Origin of the sequence: Nonomuraea basaltis (genome assembly GCF_005893125.1) — a bacterium.
Lineage (GTDB): Bacteria > Actinomycetota > Actinomycetes > Streptosporangiales > Streptosporangiaceae > Nonomuraea > Nonomuraea basaltis.
The window spans coordinates 17,863-35,965 of sequence record NZ_VCJS01000079.1 but is presented as its reverse complement, the minus strand read 5'-3'; the positions used below and the strand labels follow the sequence as shown (position 1 = coordinate 35,965).

Here is an 18,103-nt window from a genome sequence, read left to right as displayed (position 1 = left end):
GGGTCAGGCGCCGTCGATCTCGGCCTGCGGTTCCTTGATGAACGACTCGGCGGCCTGTTCGGGGGTCTGCCGGTCGAACAGCACCTCTTCGGTGTGCCGCTTGATTATCGACTCGAGGTTACTGGCGCCGTTCGGGGTCACTCTGGGGGCCTCCTCGAGGCGATCATTCGTGACCTCCTGTTACCGGGAGAGGGGGTCCGCCCGGGTTGGGAAAACGTATTCCGTAGTTTGCATGCCTGTTACGCGAGCGTCAAGAGTGTTGCCGGGAGGCGCCCACCTCGGCGCCGGTCGGCGCGCCACCGGAGGGCGGATGTCGTCAAGTGAGGCGCGGGCGGGTGCTGTCGCGGACGATCAGCTGTCCCTCGACGATCAGCCGTCTCGGCTCGCCGGCGTTCCCGAGCGCGAAACGGATCGCCTCCGCCCCCGCGTGCGCCAGCGGAAGCGCCACGGTCGTCAATCGCGGCGTCACGTCACCGGCGAGCGGAATATCGTCGATCCCCGTCACGGAAACGTCCTCGGGAACGTTTATCCCAGCGGCCCGGAAACCCGACATGGCGCCAATGGCGACGATGTCGTTGAGGGCGAGAACCGCCTGCCGGCCATCCATTCCCTCATCGGCCAGCCGCCGCGCCGCGTCGAATCCACCTTGCCGGCTGACCTCGCAGTGAACCGTGCGGATATCCCGCTCCTCAACGCCACCGGCCAGCAATCCATCGACGAAGCCCGCCGTACGATCGGACACGGTCCGCAGTTCCCTGACCCCGGCGAATATCGCCACCCGCCGATGTCCCGTCTCCGCGAGAAAGGCCCCGGCCGCCCGCCCCGCACCGTAATCGTCGAACCCGATGGCGTCGAAATCCATGTCCGTCACGCCGACGATCACGACCCGGCCGCCCTCTCTTTCGTACGCGGCCAGCTCTTTGAGCAACCGCCCGCCGAGCGCGTTCGCCATGAACCGGCTGGAGGTCAGCACGAGCGCACGCGGCCGCAACGCCCGCAGCAGCCGGACGGTCTCCAACTGCCGTTCGTGCGCGCCCATGGTGGCGGACACGGTGACGAAGGCCCCGGCGGTACGCGCCTCGCGCTCCATCGCGGCCACGACCATGCCCATGGACGGCGTCGTGAGGTCGTCGGCCACGAGCGCGATCGAGTCGCTCGCCCGGCGCATCGCCCGGGCCGAGGCGTCCACCGTGTACCGCAGCGCCGTCGCCGCGGCCAGCACGCGGGCTTCGTACTCGGGCGCCACCTTCCGGTCACTGCCGCCCAGAACCCGGGACGCCGTGGAGACGGAGACCCCGGCCGCCGCGGCCACGTCGTGCAGCGTGACCGTGGGCCGCGCCGCGTGGGGCATGTGCGGTGTCCTTTCCGAGGGCGAACAGACCGGTAGTGAAGAGTACCCATTCCCGGTAACCGGCCGCCGCTGGGCAGCGGCCACGAGATCCGTCATACGTCGGGCATGACGCCTGTCATATGGAGCCAGTGACATCGCGGACTAACCCCACCACCCCTGCTCAGATCATGCTGACGACCATGACCTCTCGCCGATTCACACAGAGCGGCCGACGGATCGCCGTCGCTACCGCGATGGGCGCGCTGCTCGCGGCAGGAACTCTGGCAGCCCCCGGTACGGCCGCCGCCTCGACCCCCGGAGGGCTCGACCGGCAGGCGCTGCAGAAGTCCCTGGACGCCGTACACGAGGCCGGGATGTACGGCATCTACTCGGACGTCGACTACGGAGACCGGACGTGGCGGGGCGCGTCCGGCTTAGCAGATGTGGACACGCGCCGCCCGGTGCGGGCGGACATGGTCCACCGGATCGGCAGCATCACCAAGACCTTCACGTCCGTGGCCATCCTTCAGCAGGTGGAGCGCGGCGCCATCGAGCTGGACGCCCCGGTGGGCCGCTACCTGCCGGGCCTGATCCCCGGCGAGCGCGGCCAGAAGATCACCGTGCGCATGCTGCTCAACCACACCAGCCACATCGCCGACTACATCGGCCCGGCCTTCCCCTCGCTGCTGGAGGGCTCGGCCAAGAGCCTGGACGACAACCGCTTCCGTACGTTCGCCCCGGAAGAGCTGGCCGAACTGGGCCTCGGCGCGACCCCGACCGGCGAACCGGGGGCGATACCCGGCTCGTACTCGAACACCAACTACATACTCGCGGGCCTGCTACTGGAGAAGGTGACGGGCAAGAACGCCGAGGCCTACATCACCCGGAACGTGATCCGTAAGGCGGGCCTGCGGCACACGTCGTTCCCGCGCACGCCGCTCATCCCGGGGCCGCACTCCAAGGCGTACGAGTCGATGTTCGGGCTGATCGACCCGCCGCGCGACTACAGCGTCTACAACATGTCGTGGGCGGGCACGGCGGGGGCCGTCACGTCCACCATGGACGACCTCAACCGGTTCTACCGGGTGCTCCTGCGCGGCGGGCTGGTCGGCGCGGCGCAGCTCACCGAGATGCAGAAGACGGTGGTCGTGCTGGCGGGCGGGGGCCAGATCGACTACGGCCTCGGCATCTACTCGGTCGACCTGCCGTGCGGCCGGTTCTGGGGACACGACGGCGGCGTCTTCGGCATGATCACGCAGTCGCTGTCCAGCCCGGACGGCAGCCGGCAGGTGTCGTTCGGGATCAACAGGGCGAAGTACCAGACCATCGACGAGAACGGCAACATCGAGCTCAGCCCGATCGACTTCGCGCTGGGCGACCACCTGATGCTGGCGGTGTGCGGGCAGAGCGCCGCCACCGCGAAGGCGTCCCAGGCGCCGTTCGTCCCCTTCCCGGCGGACAAGGAACTGTCGGTCAAGCGCTGACAGACGCCTGTGTCGCTGATCACCCTCCGGGTGAGGATTTCTCCACAGATGATCCATCCAGGTCTCCGTAATGTCCCTTCTGCCGGACGAACCCGGCGCACCGAAACGGGATCAATACGGGGAGCAACCCAATGCGTAAGACCCTTGCCCTAGCGACTCTCGCCGGCTCCATGGCGGTCACCGGCCTCGCCCTCACCCCGGCCGCCCAGGCCGCCACGCAGACGGCGACCGCGGCCACCCAGTCGACCACCACGACCGTCAAGTGGGGCAAGTTCTTCTCCAGCGACGGCAAGGCGTACACGTACGGCAAGACCTGGAAGCAGGGCGGCAAGGTCTACACGAAGTGGTACGGCGTGGACAAGGTCGGCGGCAAGAAGGCCTGGGTGTGGTTCGAGTTCTACCAGAACGGCAGCTGGCACAAGTTCAACAAGTCCTGGGACGGCAAGGTCGTCGGCGCCTGGAGCGGCCGGGGGATCAAGAAGGTCTACACCTTCACCTGCTGGGAGGGCAAGTTCGACAACTGCGGCCGTAAGTACCGCATCTACTAGACCTTCAGATCAGCACGCACCGAGGCCCGGCGATCACCCCGCCGGGCCTCGGCATTCGCGTGCGCGAGTTATGGAGCAAGAGGTACGGGCCCACGCGACGGCGGACCCGTACCTCCCTGAAACGAGATCAGAACGAGAACGCCTGGAACTCGGCCGCCCTGACCTGGTCCCGCGTCGCGCTGGCCGTGGCACAGTCCGTCGCGGAGTTCGGATCGTTGTCCTGCTCCCCCGCGTACAGCGGGTTGCCCGTGCACTGGCTGCTGACCACGCGGAGCATCAGATGCGTGGCACTGGTGTTCCGCACGTCGAACGACTTGAAGATCATGTCGGCGCCCCTGGGCCGCGGCAGCGCCGTCTTGAACGCGTCCGCCGGGCTGGTGTAGATCTTCTTGAAGTTCGCCGGGTCGGCGCAGCCGGAGCTGCACGCCAGCACCTCGAAGGCACTCAGGCTGGAGAAGCGGTTCTGCGCGCCGGGGTCGGCCGGGTCGTTGACGTTGGGCCTGAGCATCGCGCTCACCTGCACCCGTCCGACCTTGACCGGGGCGTCGCCCGCCAGATCCACGACGACCGACTTGCCGGCCGGGGGCCCGGTGAGCGAGGCCCAGTTGGTGGCCTCCGTCTCGTCGATCAGCTTGGCCTGGTTGACGCCGTCGCCGGACGCCGCCGCTCCGCTCGCCGCCGAGGCGTGGTTGCGGGGCAACAGCACCGGAAGCGGCAGCTTCAAGCCCGGGAGCACCGCGAACTTCAGCCGCTTGTGCCCGAACCCGCTGCCGGCGACCACGAAGTCGTAGACGCCGGGCGTCATCTCCGCGGTGTCGCCGAGCGGCGTGGCCGGGTCGGTGTCGGCGACCGGCACCACGCGGCCCTCGTAGTCGCCCGCGTACAGCCGCAGCGCCGCGTCCTTGGCCTCACCCAGGGGCTTGAGCTGCAGCGAGCCGTTCTTGCCCGCCGGGTTGACGAAGCTCGGCGTCGGGTCCTGGTCGTTCGGCCCGGTGCTGGCCGCGCCCTTGCCCAGGCCGTGCTCGGCGAACGCGCGCCACATGATGTCCTGGTTCTTGCCGCCGAAGCGCATCGCGTCGGCCGCCAGCAGCGCGTCGCGATGGTCGACGTACGTGACCGCGCCCGAGGCCATCAGCAGCAGGGCGTCGAACGACAGCTGCGCCCACTGCCGGTTGCCCGGGCATTTCTCGACCGGCGTCTGCCCGTCGGCGCAGGACCGCTGCTGCTTGGCCGTGCCGTCGCCGTACCGCTTGATGAAGGCCGCCCGCACGTCGAACTGCGTGGCCGACCAGATCTCGCCGTCCGCGTGGACCTGCTGGCCGACGAGGTCGTAGGCGACGTCGCTGTAGTTGAGCGGCGACTTCGACATGTCGTAGTTCCTGATGCCGCGTGACTTGTCGCCCGTCACGTAGCCGCCGGTGACGTACGGGGTCGCGCCGGAGGGGCGGAAACCGTACTCGAAGAGGTACTCCATCGCGAACAGGTCGGAGGTGCTCTCGTTCATGGCGCCGGCCTGCGCGCCGCTCCACCCGGCGGTCGGGCCGGCGATCATGCGGCCGGAGATCGCGTGGGTGTACTCGTGGCCGATGACCGACATGTCGTAGTCGCCGTCCACGCAGGGGGCGTAGAACGCGCCGGCGATCGGCTGCCACAGGTACATGTTCGTGATCGGCGCGACCCCGTCCGGCCCGGTGATCTGGTTGGCGTTGTCGCGTACGGACAGGATGCGCGCGCCCGCCTGCGCGTTGCCCTGCTCGGGGTCGTTTCCGAGCCCGCCCCGGTCGCCGTTGTCGGCCTGCATGTTCCAGGCGGTCTCGGTGAAGCCGAGCCGGTAGGACCAGTCGTGCATGCGGTTGTGCATGGCGTTCAGGTTGGCGATCGCGGGCTCGAGGTCGTTCTCACCCGGCTGGTCGAAGACGGCCGGGTCGCACTTGGCGTTGTACCAGGTGTTGAGCCACGGGTAGGTGTAGTTCCGGCTCGGCGTCGGCACGTTGGACCGGGTGCCGACGGTGAACGGGTCGCCGCTGGCCCGGTTCTCGAACGTGCGGGCCGCGTTGCCGAGGCTGGTGTTCGTCGGCTCGCCGGTGACGTGGTCGACGTCCCACGCCTTGCCGGTCGCCGGGTCCCCGCCGCTCACGTAGTCGCAGCCGGGGCCCGCCTTGTAGCACCAGGTCTGACGGGTGTCGGCGGAGGAGTAGTCGTCACGCGGGTTCGCCGGGAAGGCCGACCAGTGCGGGTCGTCCGGGTCGGCGTGGTGGTCGACCAGGTTCTCCCGTACCAGGATCGCGCCGCTGACCGCGTCCACGTGCGTCGTGTACGCCGCCGCTTCACCGTCCCCACCGCCGATCAGGACGACCTGGTACGCGTTGTGCACCCCGTCCGGCGCGGGCACCGCGACCGGGGTGGCCTGCTTGGTGGCCGCCGTGGCCAGGTCGATGCCGCCGTCCCTGGCCGCGATCTCCATCGCCTGCTGCGCGGTGATCGCGGCGGCCGGGGGGGCCTTAGTGTCGCGCGAGAGCGTGGACGTGACGTGCCGGACCGTACCGTCCACCACGCCGATCGCGACGAGCCCGTCCACCCCGGCCGGCAGGTCGCCGAACCGCTGCCGCAGCAGCACGGCGTGGCCGGCGCCGATGGGGTTGACCGCGACCCGCTCCAGCGCGTCGACCGCCTCGGCCGGCAGGCCGAAGACGCTCTCGTTGTTCTTGAGGTAGGCCCGCGCGGCCTGCTCGGGATCGGAGCCCAGGCCCTCGGCCAGCGGCTCGGCGCTGACGACGGCGGCCGGGGTGCCGAGAGCGTTCCAGCGGATCTCGGCGGCGGGGCCCGCCCTGCGCGCGTCGGCGCCGGGCGGCGGCGGAACCTGTCCGCGCCGGTTGTCCAGGTCGGGCTTGCCGTGCTCCTCCCCCTGGAAGTCGTGGACCACCTGGGACTGCCCGCCGGGTTCGCCCCGGGCGGCCCCGGTGGGGGCGAGAGCCGACGCGACCAGCGCGAGGGCGACGAGGGTGCTGCTGCGTAACCAGGACTTTGTCGACAACGATTCCTCCTGCGTGAAAGGGACGCGCGGATCACGCGCGTCCTCCGCAAGAGGTAACACCGCATTGACTGCCTGACAAGATCTAAGTGCGGGACAAGTGGCCGGCGCATCGGCTGACACGAAGAGTCGTTCTCAGCGACCATCCCTTACGTGACTCCTCCACTCCCTGAAGGAAGCGGCTTCTCGCTAAGCCGCTTCCGCAGCCTGGCGAAGGGCAAGCCCTGCCCTCAAGATATTGATCGCCGCGTTGACATCGGCGTGCGCCACGTGGCCGCATGCCATACACCGGAACTCGGCTTGTGTTAGGCGGTTCTCCTTCGCGCAGTGCCCGCACTGGGCACACGTGCGAGAGGTGTTGGCGGGATTCACTGCGATCAGCTCTCGACCGGCGCTTTCAGCCTTGTGCGACAGGATCTGCAGGAACACCCCCCATCCCGCATCCAGGATCGAACGGTTCAGTCCGGCCTTCGCCGCAACGTTACGGCCCGGCGCGTCGATCGTGCCGGACGCCGAGCGGGTCATGTTCACGATGCGCAGATCCTCGTGCACGATCACGTCGTAGGCACGCACCAGCGCCAGCGCCGCCTTGTGCGCGCCATCCAGCCGTTGCCGCCGAACCTTCGCGTGCAGCGCGGCCACCCGGACGACGGCTTTGCGCCGCCGCTTGGATCCGCGCTTCTTACGGGCGAGATCGTGTTGCGCGGCGGCGAGCCGATCGGCGATCGCCGCCAGGTGGCGCGGGTTGGCCACCTGCCCGCCGTCGCTGGTGGTGACCAGCGACGCGATGCCCAGGTCGATCCCGGCCACAGCGCCACTCGCCGCCAGTGGCTCGGCGGCAACGTCCTGGCACGACAGCACGACGTACCAGCGCGAGCCCTCCCGCTTGATGCTGATCGTCTTGATCCGGCCGCGCACCGGGCGGTGCTGGTGGACGCGCACGTGCCCGATGCCCTGCAGCCGCATGAACGTAGCGGACGGATGTTCGGGCTGGGAGTTCCAGCGGCAGCCGTCGCCGTCTTTGGGCCACTGCACGGTGTCGAACCACCCGCGCCCCTTGAAACGCGGGAAGCCAGCCGCCCGACCAGAGCGGATCCGTGTGAAGAACGCGGTGAACGCCTTGTCCAGCCGGCGCAGTGTGGCCTGCTGGGAGGAGAAAGACCACCGGCCCTGCCCGCCGGGGTCGTCGGCGCGGATGTGCTTCAACTCGGCGGACTGGTCGGCGTAGCGGATGGTGACGCCTGCCTTGCGGTAGGCGGTGCGGCGGTGCTCCAGCGCGGCGTTGTAGAGCTGGCGGTGGTCCTCCAGGCACTGTGTGAGCGCGGTGGCCTGTTTGCTGGTGGGGCGCAGCAGGAACTTGAACGACCGGCGCACACCCACCTCCCACGCTTAGTAACGAGATCACCACGCTATCGACAGACACCGACAGAATCCGAAGGGAGGGACGCGGTTCCCCCCGCTGGCTGAAGCAGGCGTTCCCGGGTACACGAAATGCCCTCCGAGGACGCCGTATGCACCCCCGCCCGGGGAGCCCCTCCAAGCGTCGGGCGGGGTGGGTCTATGCGCCCTTTCCTCGGCGTCGCTCATCGCGGCCGTCAGCCCACACACGTGCTGCACGTACCAGAGGCGGGCGTCGGCAGCCTTGCGGCGTCCCACTCCTTGAGGTCGTTCTTGGAGATGTGTGGCGCGCTGCTCTCGCCAGCGACCGCACTGTGGGCGATGGGCGCGTCTCCTCATCGCGGATGCTTTCGACCAGGTTGCGTGCGACGGCCTGATGCCGGAACCAGACGCGCGACTGCTCGCGCGTCCAGCAGCCGCTCAGTAGCCGCCTGGCGGTGCCAGGCATCGAGGTGGGGTGCGCCACGTCGATCAGGTGACGACCGTACGCGATGCTCTCCAGGTCACCAGGCCGGATTCGGCGCGCGGCCCGCAGCCCCAGCTCGGCCCGCCGGGCGGCGACGCCCTACGCGAAGCAGATCAGCGCCGTCCACAGCTCGGCGAAGGTACATCGGGTCGGGCGCGGGTACGGACCCGATCTCTTACGGCTTGACGTCCAGCCACACGAGCCGGTGGTCGGAGCTCGGGAACGGGAACACGCCGGTGAGCCGGGACAGCGGGTCGCTCGACACCGGCCAGAAGACGCCGCCGCCCGTCGCCTTCAGCCGCTTGGCCGGGAGCACGTAATCCGCGCGGAGATTTCCGGGCGCCGTGTCCGCGAAATCAGCCGTGTCGTACTTCGGGTCGCCCTTGTGAGTGGCATTCGCGCCGCCCTGCAAGGTGGTGGCCTCCGTCGCGCCCGCGCTCGACGGCGCGAATCCGCCGTCGATCCGTGGGTGGTCGAGGAGCTGGTGAATGGCGTCCTGGTAGCTGTCCCCGTCGCTGGGGTCGGCGTTCTGGTCGCCGGCGATCACGAAGGGCTCGCCGGGCGGGAGGCCGCCGCGCCGGCCGCGGTCGTCGTAGATGTAGCCGCCGCGGCCCGGATGCGTGTAGTCGGCCCACAGCCTGATCTCGTCGTGGTTGCGGCGGCCGTTGCGGTCCTCGGCGCCGTCGAAGGTGGGCGGCGTGGGGTGGCTGACCAGGAAGTGCACGGTACGGTGCCCGACGCGGACCGGCAGGTCCCAATGGCTCTTGGAGGACAGGCGGAACACCTGCCGCTCCTCCGCCGAGTACCAGTCGGCGGGCTCCGGCGTCGCCGGGTCGTCCGGCAGGACGGCGCCGGGCATGTCCTTCCACAGGAACTTCTGGAACGTGCGGACACCGCGTACGTCGATCGGATACTTGGAGTAGACCACCATGCCGTACTGCCCGGGGAAGGCCCCGAAGCCGAGCGCGTCGTCGCCGTACCCGGCCGCGCCCGGCGTGGTCACCACGGCGCCGTTGTTGTTCAGGTCGAACCCGGAGGCGATGCCGGTGTTGCTGGGGGCGGTGTACCGGTGCGGATAGGTGATCGCCCGCGCGCCGCCCTGCCCGATGGACAGGTAGTTGTCCTGGAAGAGGCGGGCGGCGGCGCCCTCGGCGTCGTAGTCGAACTCGTTGATGAGCAGGACGTCGGGCCGTGTCCGCTGGATGATCTCGGCGATGACCTTCGCCTGCGCGTTGCCCGGCGTGGACAGGTCGGCGACGAGCTGCCCCTCGGCGTTGCGGTTGAGCGAGGCGTTGAAGGTGGCGAACCGCGTGTCGCGGCCGGTGGCCTCGGCCGCGCCCGGCATCAAGGGCAGGAGAGCCGCCGCGGTGACGACGGCCAGAACTCGACGGACGATCACGATGTCTCTCCTCGCTGGGCAGGACCGTGGTCCGGATCATGGCATTCCGCCGGCGGGCACGCCAGTGCGCCAAGATAAGGTTTGGGTTTCAGCAGGGAGTTAGACATGCCGACGTTCCCTCCGGGAAAGCCGCGACCGCGGCTCACGGGGTCTCAGGGGGGTGAGCCGAAATATCAGGCCATCTACCGTGATCTGCTCGCCCAGATCGACGGCGGCGAGTTCGCGCCCGGCCAGCCGCTGCCCGCCCAGCGGGAGCTGAGCGACTACTACGGCGTCAGCCTGATGACGGTCCGCCAGGCGCTGCAGCGGCTCAGCGCGGAGGGGCGCATCGAGCAGCGGCAGGGTCTCGGCACCTTCGTGGCGGGGACCGTGATCCCCTACCAGCTCAACAGCCTGGGCAGCCTCGCCGAGGATCTCGCCGGACAGGGGATCGACCTGCGGACGGTGCTGCTCGGCGTGCACCGCGCGCGGCCGCCCGCGCCGGTGGGGGCGGAGCTGGCGCTCGCCCCGCAGGCCGACGTCACGGTCATCGAGCGGCTGCGCGTCGTCGAGGGCTCCCCCGTGATCCACCAGGTGTCCTACGTGCCCCTCGACCTGGGCGACGGGCCCCTGGCCGGCGAGCTGGAGCGGACGCCGCTCTACCGGCTGATCGAGGAGCGGTGCGGGGTCTCGCTGGCGTGGGCGAGCGAGGCGATCAGGCCGGTCGTCCTGTCGGAGGAGCAGGCGGCCCTGCTGCGCCGGCCGGCGGGGGACGCCGCGCTCATGAGCACGCGCGTCACCTATGACGTGCGGGACCGGCCGGTGCTGGCGGACCGCGCGATCATGTGCGCCGCCCACATCGTCTTCACCACCCGACGGCAGGCGCCGGAGCCGGCCGTCTCGCTCCGCATCGACGGCTGACCCGCACGGTACGCCGGCCGCGTCCTACGCTTTGACGGCATCCCTGCACCTTGACGGCCGAGCCCCAGCTACGCCGGCCGTGTCCCTACGCCCTGACGGCCGAGCCCCTCCGGACGCCTGCCGCCAGCTCTCGAGCCACCGCCTCGACCGCGGCCAAGCCCGCCGGTGCGTCGGGCGCGTCCATGAGGGCGCGGACGAACGCCGACCCGACGATCACGCCGTCGGCGAACCCCGCCATCTCGGCCGCCTGGGCGCCGTTGCCGACCCCGAGCCCGACGCAGACCGGCAGCCCCGTGACCTCTTTCGCGCGGGCGACCAGGTCCTTCGCCCCGGCGCTCACCAGGTCGCGCTCGCCCGTGACGCCCATGAGGGAGGCCGCGTACAGGAAGCCGCGCGACGAGCGTGCGGCCAGCGCCATCCGCTCCGTCGTCGAAGTCGGCGCCACCAGGTGGACGCGGTCGAGCCCGTGCCGGTCGGCGGCCGCGTGCCACTCCGCCGCCTCGTCGGGGATGAGGTCGGGCGTGATCGCCCCCGCGCCGCCCGCGGCCGCCAGGTCCGCCGCGAACCGGGCGACCCCGTACCGGTCGACGAGCGTCCAGTACGTCATGACGAGCGCGGGAACCCCGGCCAGCTCCCGGACGGCGGTGAACCCGTCCGCCGGCGTCACACCGCCCTCGAGCGCCGCCTCGGTCGCCCGCTGGATGAGCGGGCCGTCCATGAGGGGGTCCGAGTAGGGCAGCCCCACCTCCACGACGTCGACGCCACCGGCGACCATGGCCTTCATCGCCGCCACCGACGTGGCGACGTCGGGAAAGCCGACCGGCAGGTACCCGATGAGCGCGGCGCGGCCTTCCCGCCCGGCTCGCTCGATGACCGTTCGCGCGCTCATGCGCCGTTCCCCTTCTCGTCCAGCACCCCGAAGTAGCGGGCCGCCGTGTCCATGTCCTTGTCGCCACGGCCGGAGAGGTTGACGAGCACGATCCCGTCCGGCCCCAGCCGCCTGCCCTCCCTGATCGCGCCCGCCAGCGCGTGGGCGCTCTCGATGGCCGGGATGATCCCTTCCGTGCGGCACAGCAGCGCGAACGCCTCCATGGCCTCGGCGTCGGTGACCGGCTCGTAGCGAACCCTGCCGATGTCGTGCAGCCAGGCGTGTTGCGGCCCGACGCCCGGATAGTCGAGCCCCGCGGAGATCGAGTGGCTCTCCAGGGTCTGGCCGTGCGCGTCCTGCAGGACGAACGTACGGTTGCCGTGCAGGATGCCGATCGAGCCGCCGGAGACGGACGCGGCGTGCCTGCCCGTCTCGATCCCGGCGCCGCCCGCCTCCAGCCCCACCAGACCGACCCCAGGGTCGTCGAGGAAGGCGTGGAAGACGCCGATCGCGTTCGAACCGCCGCCGACGCAGGCACAGACGACGTCGGGCAGGCGTCCGGCCAGCCTCAGCACCTGCTGACGCGCCTCTACGCCGATCACCTGCTGGAACTCGCGCACCATCGTCGGGAACGGATGCGGTCCGGCCACGGACCCGATCAGGTAGTGGGTGTGCTCGACGTTGGTCACCCAGTCGCGCATGGCCTCGTTCATGGCGTCCTTGAGCGTGCGCGAGCCGGACGTCACGGGGACGACCTGGGCGCCGAGCAGGCGCATGCGGGCGACGTTCAGGGCCTGGCGCCTCATGTCCACCTCGCCCATGTAGACCACGGCGTCCAGGCCGAACAGCGCTGCGGCCGTGGCGGTGGCCACGCCGTGCTGCCCGGCGCCCGTCTCGGCGATGACCCTCTTCTTGCCCATGCGCACGGTGAGGAGCGCCTGGCCCAGCACATTGTTGATCTTGTGGGAGCCGGTGTGGTTGAGGTCCTCGCGCTTGAGCAGGATCCGGGCGTTCCCGGCGTGCCGGGCGAACCTCGGGGCCTCGGTGATCGGGCTCGGCCGGCCCGTGTACGTACGGTGCAGGGCGTCGAGCGCGGCGACGAACTCCGCGTCCGAGAGCGCCTTCTGGTAGACGATCTCCAGCTCGTCCAGGGCGGCCACCAGGGCCTCGGGAGTGAACCGCCCGCCGAACCCGCCGAAGTACGGCCCTGCGCGCCGGGAAAGCTCGAGATCTGTCATGGAGATCCACCCCTTAAGTTCTAGTCTTCTAGAACAGTTGTAGCCGCCCTCTCTCCGACGCGTCAACTCCCGGCACGCATGCGACGGCCGCCCGGGTCGTCGCCGGGCGGCCGGGGCGGTGCCTCCTAGGGGTGGGCGATGAAGCGGCCGAAGCGGCCCTGGTGGTAGAGGAGGGGACGGCCGGTGCCGTGCACCCTGGCCTCGGCGACCAGGCCGACGACGAGGACGTGGTCGCCGACGTCGACTGTCTCGTGCGGCAGGCAGATCAGGTGCGCGGAGACGTCCTGCAGCAGGGGCGCTCCGAGCGGACCCGGTCGCCAGCGGGTGGGCTCGGCGAACCGGTCGACGTCCTTGCGTGCGAACCGCGCCGCCAGCTCGGCCTGGTGGCCGGCCAGGACGTTGACCGCGAAGTGGTCGGCCGAGCGCAGCCAGGGCCAGGTCGTGGAGGACTGGTCGACATAGAAGGAGACCAGCGGCGGGTCGAGGCTGACGGAGGAGAAGGACGTGGCGGTGAGCCCGGCGGGCACGCCGTCGGCCTGCGCCGTGATCACCACGACTCCGGCGGCGTGCACGGACAACGCCCGCCGGAACCCGTCGGCGTCGACCGCCCTGCCCGGCGGCGCGAGCCGGACGTCGGTCCCGCGCCGAGGCTCTCCTGCGGGCCGTGTTCCGCCCGGAGGCTCGCCTGCGAGCCGGACACCGCGCGGGGACCTTTTCGCGGAGATCGTTTCCGTCATCGGAGCGCTCCTTCCTTGAGCGTCACGGCGGCCTGGGGCGCGACCCGGTCCGCCCATGTCGCCACCACCTCCGCCAGTCGAGGGAGCTGGGATTCGAGCACCGCCAGGCCGGGCGTCGGCACGAGCGCGCCCAGCTCCACCAGCAGCGGCCGCAGGTGAACCTCGACCGCCAGCGCGTGCCGGGCGTCCCCCATGACCAGCACCGGCAGCGCCGCCTTCCCCGCCAGCGCGTCCGGCGGGAACCGGTCGAGGAACGACTTGAGCAGCCCCGTGTAGGTGCCCTTGTAGGTCGGGCTGGCCACCACCAGCACGCTCGCCTCGGCCACCAGCTCCAGCGCCACCTCCACGTCGGCAAACGGGCCGGGTACGAGAAGATGGGGTCCGAGCGCGGACAGGTCCACGACGTCATGCGGCCCGGTCGTTCCGATCCGCGCCCCGATCGCCTCGGCGGCCTCGACTGCCACGGTCCGGGTCCTGGAGCCCTCCCGGGGGTTGCCTACCAGCGTGAGAACGCTCATCCGGCCACCGCCGCCGCCAGGCGCGCGTACCGGGAAGCCGGTCTCGGCAGGCCGTAGTTGTCACGAAGGGTGCGTCCCTCGTACTCGTGCCGGAACAGGCCCCTGACCCGCAGCTCCGGCACCACGTGGTCGACGAAGTCGGCCAGGCCGCCGGGCAGGATCGGCGGCATGACGTTGAACCCGTCGGCGGCGCCGCTGAAGAACCACTCCTGGAGCTGGTCGGCGATCTGCTCGGGGGTGCCGGCGACGACGCGGTGGCCGCGCCCGCCGGCCAGGCGGCCGAGGAGCTGCCTGACCGTGAGGCGCTCGCGCCTGGCCAGGTCCACGACGAGCTTGCGGCGGCTCTGCGCGCCCTCGGTCTCGACGGGCACGTCGGGCAGCGGCCGGTCCAGCGCGTCCTCGGTCAGCTCGATGCCGGTCAGGTGGGAGAGCTGGGCCAGCCCGTACGCGGGGATGATCAGATCTTCCAGCTCCTTCTCCAGCCGCAGCGCCTCGCGCTCGGTCGAGCCGATGATCGGCGAGATCCCCGGCAGGACGAGCACGTCGTCGTGCCGGCGGCCATGGGCGGCCAGGCGCCGCTTCAGGTCGGCGTAGAACTCCTGCCCCTCCTTGAGCGTCTGCTGCGCGGTGAAGACGGCCTCGGCGTAGCGGGCGGCGAACTCCTTGCCGTCCTCCGACGACCCGGCCTGGACCAGGAGCGGATGGCCCTGTGGCGGGCGGGAGGTGTTCAGCGGGCCGCGTACCGCGAAGTGCTCGCCCGCGTGCTCGATCGGGTGGATCTTGCCGGTGTCGGCGTAGAGCCCGCCGGCGCGGTCACCCACGATCGCGTCGTCCTCCCAGCTGTCCCACAGCTTGCGGACGACCTCCAGGAACTCGGTGGCCCTGGCGTAGCGGGCGGCGTGCGCGGGGCGCTCGACGCCGAAATTGCGGGCCTCGGCCTCGCCGGCGGAGGTGACGATGTTCCAGCCGGCCCGGCCGCCGCTGATGTGGTCGAGCGAGGCGAACTTGCGCGCCACGTGAAAGGGCTCGTTGTACGTCGTCGACACGGTGGCGATGAGGCCGATGTGGTCGGTGACGGCGGCCAGGGCCGACAGCAACGTCAACGGTTCCAGGCCGCCGAGCGCGTTGTGCGCGGCGTCGCCCTGCAGGGCCACACCGTCGGCGAGGAAGACCGAGTCGAGCTTGCCGCGCTCGGCGATCCTGGCCAGCTCCTGGTAGTGGCGCACGTCGGTGAGGCGGGCCGGCTCGGTGCGCGGGTGCCGCCAGGCGGCCTCGTGGTGACCGACGCCCATGAGGAACGCGTTCAGGTGGAGCTTTCTCGTCACGTGGTCCTCCAGGTGGAGAAGCGTCGCTCGACGGCGACCAGGAGCAGGTTGAACAGCAGGCCGAGCACGGAGATCGTGATGATCCCGGCGTACATGTCGGGGATGCGGAAGCTGGACTGGGTGTCCAGGATGAGGTAGCCGAGCCCGGCCTTGGCGCCGACCATCTCGGCGAACAGCAGCACGAGGATCGAGTACGCGCCGGCCAGCCGCACGCCGGTGAAGATCGTGGGCACCGCGGCGGGCAGGATCACCTTCTGGAACAGGCGGACCGGGCCGAGGCCCATGGACCTGGCCGACTTGATGAGCAGGGGCTCGACCGTCTTCACGCCGCTGATGGTGTTGAGCACGATCGGCCACGAGCACGCGTACAGCACGAATGCGATCTTCGTGGTCTCGCCGATGCCGAGGATCAGCGTGAACACCGGCAGCAGCGCCACCGCCGAGGTGTTGCGGAACACCTCCAGCAGCGGGGTCAGGAGGTCGGCGACCGGCCGGTACCAGCCGATCAGCAGGCCGAGCGGGATGGCCAGCACGATGGCCAGGCCGAATCCCGCCAGCGAGCGGGCCAGCGACGCCTGCAGGTGCTCGGAGAGCTGCCCGCCGATCAGGAGGTCGTACCAGGCGACGAGGTTCTCCGAGAGCGGGGGGACGAAGACGCGGTCCACGACGCCGAGCCTGGGGAGGATTTCCCAGGCGGCCAGGAGGAGCAGGATGGCGGTGGAGTTCGTCACCGCCCGCCTGGCCTTCACCGCGACGGCCGATCGCCACGTCCCCCCGGCACGCGGCCGATCCGGTCCGGCGCCGTCGTCACGTGCCTCGTGTTCGGCCTCGTCGTCCGAGAGGTCGTACCAGTGAACGTCCCCGGGGAGCCGTTCACTCACGGCGGTGTCGGTACGCGGGTCAGCCATGGGAGGTCGCAACCTTCCGCTCCTGCACCTGCGCCGCCGCCACTTCGTCGCGCAGCAGCTTCCACACGTGATGGCGGTACTCGCCGAATGCCGGGTCCGCTCGCAGGTCGCCCTCCCGCGAGTCGAAGTTCACGGTCACGATCTCCTTGATCCGGCCCGGTCTGGAGGTCATCACCGCGACCCGTTGCCCCAGGTAGACGGCCTCGTCGATGCCGTGCGTGATGAAGACGACGGTCTTGCCGGTGTGCTGCCAGACGCGTACGAGCTCCTCCTGAAGGGACTCGCGCGTCTGCGCGTCCAGCGCCGCGAACGGCTCGTCCATCAGCAGCACGTCGGGGTCGAAGGCGAGGCTGCGGGCGATGGCCACCCGCTGCCGCATACCGCCGGACAGCTCATGCGGGTAGCGGTCCTCGAACCCGGACAGCCCCACGAGCGCGAGGTGCTCGCGGGCCCGCCCCGCCCGTTCCTTCCTGGGTACGCCCTTGGCCTCCAGCCCGAACTCCACGTTGGCCTGGGCCGTGCGCCACGGGAACAGGGCGTACTGCTGGAAGACGACGCCCCGGTCGAGCCCGGGACCGGTGACCGGCGTGCCGTCGATGAGGATTCGGCCGCCGGTCGGCGCGGAGAGCCCGGCGATCAGGTCGAGGAGCGTGGACTTGCCACAGCCGCTGGGGCCCACGAGGGTGACGAACTCGCCCTCGCGCACGTCGAGGTCGGTGCCGGACAGAGCCGTGAAGCCTGTGTCCCTGATCTGGAAGGTCTTGGTCACGTCGCGGATGCTGATCTTGGTCATGACGCGCTCCCGCCCGCGTAGGGGTTGAACTCGTTGGTGTAGAGGTCGGCCGCCTTGACCTGGCCGGGCCGGATCTCGCCCTCGCGTTCCAGCCAGTCGATCCAGGTCTGGAACTCCTTCGGCGCGATGACGCCGCCCTTGCCGGCGATGCCGGTGCTCTTCCAGAACTCCACGGTGTCGGCGCTCTCGTTGCGGCCGCGCTCGGCGATGATCTGCTCGAACTTGGCGATGACCTCCTCGCGCGAGTGGGTCTGTGCCCATTCGATGGCCTTGGCGAAGCCAGTCACGAAGGACTTGGTGGTGCCGGGGTTGTCGGCGATGAAGTCCTCGCGCAGGACAACGGATCCCGCGGTGAAGGGGCCGAGCAGGTCCACGTCGGTGAACAGCGGCCGCAGCCCGCCGCGTTCGAGCGCCTTGTCCTTGAGCACGCCGGTGAGGGTGCCGACGTCGAGCTGTCCCTGCCGGAGGGCCTGCTCGGTGTTGACCGGCGGGATCACCACGAGCTGGACCTGCTTGATCTCCTCGGGCGTCAACCCTGCGCGCTTGAGGTATTCCTTGATGACGGCCTCGTGGTGCGCGCCGAGCGTGTTCACGCCGATCTTCTTGCCGATGAGGTCGCGGGCGGTCTTGATGGGGCTGTTCTCGGTCACGTAGTAGCCGCTGAAGTTCTTCTGGTCGGCGCCGTAGTAGCCGATCACCGCCTTGATCGGGGCCTTGGCGGCCTTGAGCTTGACGATCGCGCCGTTGAACGCCCCGCCGAAGTCGGTCTGGCCGGTCGCCGCCGACTGGATGTCCTGCGGGCCTGAAGTGGTGTTGCCCACCCACTTCAGCTTGATGTCGCCGAGGTAGCCGAGCTCCTCGGCCAGCTCGGGGAAGGTCACGGCGCCGGCGCTGCCCTGATAGCGCAGCTCCTTCACCTCGGACTCTCCGGGTCTCGCCTCGGCGATGCCGCAGCCGGCCAGGACGGCGGGCAGCAGCGCGGCCATGAGGGCATGTCTGATCTTGATCACGTTGGTTCCTCGAAGGAGGGAAAGAGAGGTCTGCCTGCGGTCCGTGATCAGCGACACTGCGCGCTGGCGACGTGGCCGAAGTCCACGTGCGGGCGTCGGGTCAGGTAAAGGCCCATGGCTATGAAGCTAGGGACCCGGAAGGATAAAGTC

At 70.3% G+C, this 18,103-nt stretch carries 16 protein-coding genes; 3 read left to right on the top strand and 13 right to left on the bottom strand.

What is annotated here, in order from left to right; translation table 11 throughout:
* Positions 1-3: 3 nt before the first annotated feature.
* Positions 4-141, bottom strand: coding sequence for a hypothetical protein (locus EJK15_RS71045; protein ID WP_171074656.1), 138 nt, complete (start codon positions 139-141; stop codon positions 4-6).
* Positions 142-316: 175 nt separating this feature from the next.
* Positions 317-1,351, bottom strand: coding sequence for a LacI family DNA-binding transcriptional regulator (locus EJK15_RS32440; RefSeq protein WP_171074655.1), 1,035 nt, complete (start codon positions 1,349-1,351; stop codon positions 317-319).
* A 179-nt stretch (positions 1,352-1,530) separates the two neighbouring features.
* Between EJK15_RS32440 and EJK15_RS32435 the strand changes: the two genes are divergently transcribed.
* Together EJK15_RS32435 and EJK15_RS32430 are read left to right on the top strand one after the other, a co-directional pair.
* Entirely contained in the window at positions 1,531-2,814 is a 1,284-nt protein-coding gene (locus tag EJK15_RS32435) for a serine hydrolase domain-containing protein (RefSeq protein WP_240777361.1), read from the top strand.
* A gap of 131 nt (positions 2,815-2,945) precedes the next feature.
* Positions 2,946-3,362 carry a hypothetical protein gene (locus tag EJK15_RS32430; protein WP_138714284.1) on the top strand — a complete coding sequence of 139 codons (417 nt, stop codon included), beginning with the start codon at positions 2,946-2,948 and terminating at the stop codon, positions 3,360-3,362.
* Positions 3,363-3,489: 127 nt separating this feature from the next.
* Here the strand turns inward: EJK15_RS32430 and EJK15_RS32425 are convergent, their stop codons facing one another.
* The 3 genes from EJK15_RS32425 to EJK15_RS32415 all read right to left on the bottom strand — a co-directional run bounded on the left by EJK15_RS32425 (position 3,490) and on the right by EJK15_RS32415 (position 9,659).
* Positions 3,490-6,396 (bottom strand): M36 family metallopeptidase, encoded by a 2,907-nt coding sequence (locus EJK15_RS32425; protein ID WP_240777360.1) that lies wholly within the window; start codon positions 6,394-6,396, stop codon positions 3,490-3,492.
* Between the two features lie 186 nt (positions 6,397-6,582).
* Positions 6,583-7,767: an RNA-guided endonuclease InsQ/TnpB family protein gene (locus EJK15_RS32420; RefSeq protein ID WP_240777359.1), complete on the bottom strand. Its 1,185-nt coding sequence runs from the start codon at positions 7,765-7,767 to the stop codon at positions 6,583-6,585.
* Between the two features lie 665 nt (positions 7,768-8,432).
* Positions 8,433-9,659 carry an endonuclease/exonuclease/phosphatase family protein gene (locus EJK15_RS32415; protein ID WP_420847113.1) on the bottom strand — a complete coding sequence of 409 codons (1,227 nt, stop codon included), beginning with the start codon at positions 9,657-9,659 and terminating at the stop codon, positions 8,433-8,435.
* A 102-nt stretch (positions 9,660-9,761) separates the two neighbouring features.
* Between EJK15_RS32415 and EJK15_RS32410 the strand changes: the two genes are divergently transcribed.
* Positions 9,762-10,556 (top strand): GntR family transcriptional regulator, encoded by a 795-nt coding sequence (locus tag EJK15_RS32410; RefSeq protein WP_138714282.1) that lies wholly within the window; start codon positions 9,762-9,764, stop codon positions 10,554-10,556.
* An 85-nt stretch (positions 10,557-10,641) separates the two neighbouring features.
* Here EJK15_RS32410 and trpA read toward each other — a convergent pair whose 3' ends face one another.
* The 8 genes from trpA to EJK15_RS32370 form a co-directional block, all read right to left on the bottom strand.
* Entirely contained in the window at positions 10,642-11,445 is an 804-nt protein-coding gene (gene trpA / locus EJK15_RS32405) for a tryptophan synthase subunit alpha (RefSeq protein ID WP_138714281.1), read from the bottom strand.
* A complete protein-coding gene (gene trpB, locus EJK15_RS32400; protein WP_138714280.1) occupies positions 11,442-12,662 on the bottom strand; it encodes a tryptophan synthase subunit beta in 1,221 nt (406 codons plus the stop codon). Before trpB ends, trpA begins: the two co-directional genes overlap by 4 nt.
* Before the next feature lie 125 nt (positions 12,663-12,787).
* Positions 12,788-13,399 carry a flavin reductase family protein gene (locus EJK15_RS32395; RefSeq protein ID WP_138714279.1) on the bottom strand — a complete coding sequence of 204 codons (612 nt, stop codon included), beginning with the start codon at positions 13,397-13,399 and terminating at the stop codon, positions 12,788-12,790.
* On the bottom strand, positions 13,396-13,917 hold the full coding sequence (locus EJK15_RS32390) for an NADPH-dependent FMN reductase (protein ID WP_138714278.1): 522 nt from the start codon (positions 13,915-13,917) through the stop codon (positions 13,396-13,398). Before EJK15_RS32390 ends, EJK15_RS32395 begins: the two co-directional genes overlap by 4 nt.
* Positions 13,914-15,242: an LLM class flavin-dependent oxidoreductase gene (locus tag EJK15_RS32385; RefSeq protein ID WP_240777358.1), complete on the bottom strand. Its 1,329-nt coding sequence runs from the start codon at positions 15,240-15,242 to the stop codon at positions 13,914-13,916. The genes EJK15_RS32390 and EJK15_RS32385 overlap by 4 nt, the downstream gene beginning before the upstream one ends.
* Positions 15,239-16,150: an ABC transporter permease gene (locus EJK15_RS32380; RefSeq protein ID WP_240777357.1), complete on the bottom strand. Its 912-nt coding sequence runs from the start codon at positions 16,148-16,150 to the stop codon at positions 15,239-15,241. Before EJK15_RS32380 ends, EJK15_RS32385 begins: the two co-directional genes overlap by 4 nt.
* Entirely contained in the window at positions 16,143-16,943 is an 801-nt protein-coding gene (locus EJK15_RS32375) for an ABC transporter ATP-binding protein (protein WP_138714277.1), read from the bottom strand. The genes EJK15_RS32380 and EJK15_RS32375 overlap by 8 nt, the downstream gene beginning before the upstream one ends.
* Positions 16,940-17,953, bottom strand: a complete 1,014-nt coding sequence (locus tag EJK15_RS32370; protein WP_240777356.1) for an ABC transporter substrate-binding protein — start codon at positions 17,951-17,953, stop codon at positions 16,940-16,942. Before EJK15_RS32370 ends, EJK15_RS32375 begins: the two co-directional genes overlap by 4 nt.
* Positions 17,954-18,103 lie beyond the last annotated feature (150 nt).

Coding starts and splice junctions, on each gene's coding strand:
- EJK15_RS32440 (WP_171074655.1), bottom strand. CDS start 1,351: ATGCCCCACGCGGCGCGGCCCACGGTCACGCTGCACGACGTGGCCGCG.
- EJK15_RS32435 (WP_240777361.1), top strand. CDS start 1,531: ATGACCTCTCGCCGATTCACACAGAGCGGCCGACGGATCGCCGTCGCT.
- EJK15_RS32430 (WP_138714284.1), top strand. CDS start 2,946: ATGCGTAAGACCCTTGCCCTAGCGACTCTCGCCGGCTCCATGGCGGTC.
- EJK15_RS32410 (WP_138714282.1), top strand. CDS start 9,762: ATGCCGACGTTCCCTCCGGGAAAGCCGCGACCGCGGCTCACGGGGTCT.
- trpA (WP_138714281.1), bottom strand. CDS start 11,445: ATGAGCGCGCGAACGGTCATCGAGCGAGCCGGGCGGGAAGGCCGCGCC.
- trpB (WP_138714280.1), bottom strand. CDS start 12,662: ATGACAGATCTCGAGCTTTCCCGGCGCGCAGGGCCGTACTTCGGCGGG.
- EJK15_RS32395 (WP_138714279.1), bottom strand. CDS start 13,399: ATGACGGAAACGATCTCCGCGAAAAGGTCCCCGCGCGGTGTCCGGCTC.
- EJK15_RS32390 (WP_138714278.1), bottom strand. CDS start 13,917: ATGAGCGTTCTCACGCTGGTAGGCAACCCCCGGGAGGGCTCCAGGACC.
- EJK15_RS32380 (WP_240777357.1), bottom strand. CDS start 16,150: ATGGCTGACCCGCGTACCGACACCGCCGTGAGTGAACGGCTCCCCGGG.
- EJK15_RS32375 (WP_138714277.1), bottom strand. CDS start 16,943: ATGACCAAGATCAGCATCCGCGACGTGACCAAGACCTTCCAGATCAGG.